Origin of the sequence: Synechococcus sp. H60.1 (assembly GCF_047462335.1) — a bacterium.
Lineage (GTDB): Bacteria > Cyanobacteriota > Cyanobacteriia > Thermostichales > Thermostichaceae > Thermostichus.
On sequence record NZ_JANSJA010000274.1, the window covers coordinates 16,385 to 19,375 of the forward strand.

The window sequence follows — 2,991 nt, forward strand, 5'->3', positions numbered from 1 at the left end:
ACGACGAAGTGCGGGTCGGCGTGCTGTGCTGCGTCAGGGGTAGGTAGTTGGGTGCTAGAACGCGAATCCACTCCTTCATACGTGCCGTAGCGGTGGTCGTAGTGCCAGAGCATTTTGGCCTCGTAGAGGGGGAGGTAGAGTCCCTCTCCCCCTTGATCCCCCTCTCCCCAAGCTTCGGGAGAGGGGGTTGGGGGGTGAGGGGTTGGATGCTCGTAGGAATGAGTAGCGACATAGTCGGCAATTTCTCGGAGGACTTGTTCTGTCTGGTCCAATACCTGGTCATTGGTAAAGCGCAGAACGGCAAAGCCATGTTTGCGCAGGATTTCCTCCCGCAAACGGTCGCGTTCCTGCTGAGTGGGTTCGCGGTGCACGCCCCCATCTATCTCGATGATTAGACGGGCGTCGTCACAGAAAAAGTCGGCGATGAATTGTCCAATCGGGTGTTGACGACGGAACTTCCGGCCTAACAGCCGACGGTCACGCAAAAATTCCCATAGCAAGCGTTCGGCGGTAGTCGCCTCGCGGCGTAACTGCCGTGCTCTGGCAATCAGTTCCCGGCTGGCTTCAGGCAATTTGTACTCCCCTTCTCCTGCTGGGTGGGAGAAGGAATCCGGGGATGAGGGCCATCCCCCCTCTCCTGCAGTGCGGGAGAGGGGGTTAGGGGGTGAGGGCACAAACACATTCCCCACCAGCCGATACCCCTTCGCCTCCAGCTCCGTGCGGGTGCGGAAGAGGTGGGAGTCGGAAGACATGTTGAAAAGTCCTTGCTTAAACTGAACGCCCCAGGGGTTGCCCTCACCCCCCCGGTCCCCCTCTCCCCTTGTGGGAGAGAGGGGAGAGTTTTCATTCACTAGCACCGGCACGCGCTGGTAGATAGCCTTTGTCAGCTCGGCATCCTGACGGGTGCGGAAGACGGGCAGGGTGCGGGTGTTGGGATTGATACGGGCCAAGTCCTTCGGTGGCAGATGCAGGAGCTTCGTTGGCTTTCGTATGTCTTCGGGTTTATGGCAGAAAAAGGCGAACTGCATCTCGCGCGCCGGGTCGCCTGCGCCAGATATGGTAAGCAGGCTGAACTTCATGAGTGAAATAACTGCAGGGAAGAGCTTTTCGCGGTTTTCAAAATCAAACAGGCTGACCAATTGCCCCTTTTCCACCAGGTCGGCGAAGAAGAATTGGTTGGTGGCGTCGGTGGCGATGCCGGTTGGCACGATGATGCCGGCCCGCCCGCGAGGGTTGAGCAGGGCGCGGACGCGCTCGGCAAACACAGAGTAGGTGTTGATGCGCCCACGACCGGTATGGGGATATAGCCCACTGCCACGCAGGAAGCGGCTGGTGCTTTCGGCGGCGTGCAAGGCGCGCTGATAGTCTTGCCAGAGGGTGGGGTTGGTGTCGGCGAGTGCTGCGATGAGCCGCTTGCGAGCGTCAGCGTTGGGTGCCTCAGCTATCACAGTGTCGCGGCTAGCGAAGAATTCCTGCTCCTCTAGCTGGATCATCTCCCAGGGTGGGTTGCCGAGGATAACATCGAAGCCGCCCTCACCCCCCCAGCCCCCTTCTCCGGGCGAGGGGGGAAGGTGAAACACCTCCGGGAACTCCAGTGGCCAGTGGAAGAAGCGCTGTTCGCAAGCCAGGGCTACGGCGGTGGCCAGAGCGCGGGAGTTGGCTCGATTTTCCAGCCGCTCGCTGACCGCTTTCGTGGTAATGGCCGCCGAGAAGTCCGAGGTCAAGCGCTGGAAAAAGGCCGCCGTCCAAAGGTTGCAGGCTTCTGTCAGTTTCTGGTGTTCTGGGTTTTGACAGTAGCGGGTGTAGAGCTCCTGCTTGCGGCGTACATTGGCTGGCGAGTCGTCCTGGATAGCTTCGAGCTGCTGCCGCTCCTGGCTGAGCTGGGCCACCACCTGGTCGGCCTCAAGCGGCAGAGAAAGCTGGCCTGTTTCCAAATCCCTGCGCTCGGCGCGATTTCGCCCCTTCAGAGAGCGGGCAGCCTCCCTGGAGTCGGCACTTACCAGCTCGAAAGCAGCATCAGGAAGGCCCTTTTCCAGAACCTTTAGATCCAGCACCCCCACCAGCGAGTCGCCACACTTGATGCGGTGATCGAGGAAGGTAAGCGGTTTGCCGGCGCAATGGGCCTCCAGCCAGAGGGCCACGCGGCAGAGTTCCACCGCCAAGGGGTTTTTGTCCACGCCGTAGAGGCAGTGGGCCACCACGTCGCGGATGGCCTCGCGCACAGTCTCGGGGGCGGGCTCCTCTTCGCCGGTGCGAACCTTGGCCAGCTCCTTGCCCAGATGTCGGGCAGCCGCCAAGAGAAAATGCCCAGAGCCACAGGCGGGATCCAGAACCCGCAGCGATAGGATGGCCCGTTCCTTTTCCTCACGGCCGGCTGCAGACTTCAGCCGCTCCTGCAGCACTGGCTCCAGGGCCGAGCGGACAAGTTCTGCCACCAGCTCCGGCGGGGTGTAGTAGGAGCCGGTACTTCTGCGCTCGGAGCCGTAGCCTAAGTCAAAGCAGGGCACACTGCCTGAGGTGTCAATCTGGGGCCGGTAGTCGAGCAGGCTTTCGTAGACGGATCCCAGCTCCTCTACGTCCAAAGCGGCGTAGTTGACCCGGCGCGGCGGCGAGGTCGCGTTCTCTTGGTAGTAGGCCAGGTGCCAGAAGGCCTGCAGCAGATCCCGGTTGCTCAGGCTGCACCCATCCAGCTCCAAAGGGGCAAACAACTCGCCGTTGAGAGGTGCAGCCCCTAGATGCTCTGCCAGCTCCTCCTGGGAAAGCACTCGCCAGAGCACCCGCAGGCTGCACCAGAGATCCTCATGCTCCGTAAAAGCGCTGCGCCGCTCCAAAAGTCGCCGCAGCCGACTCACGCCGTAGTGATCCCGGTAGAGGGGGCTGGCGCTAATTAGCCCCCGCTCCTCCGAGACTAAGAGAAACAAAAAGCGGTAGACCAGCCGCAGCAGTTGCCGGTAGAACTCCTCCGGGGTAAGGCAGTTCGATCCTGGAGAA

At 61.4% G+C, this 2,991-nt stretch carries 1 protein-coding gene; it reads right to left on the reverse strand.

Going from position 1 to position 2,991, the window contains the following annotated elements:
- The coding region (locus NW852_RS12525) for a DUF559 domain-containing protein (protein WP_414426796.1) at window positions 1-2,991 on the reverse strand (2,991 nt) is incomplete at both ends.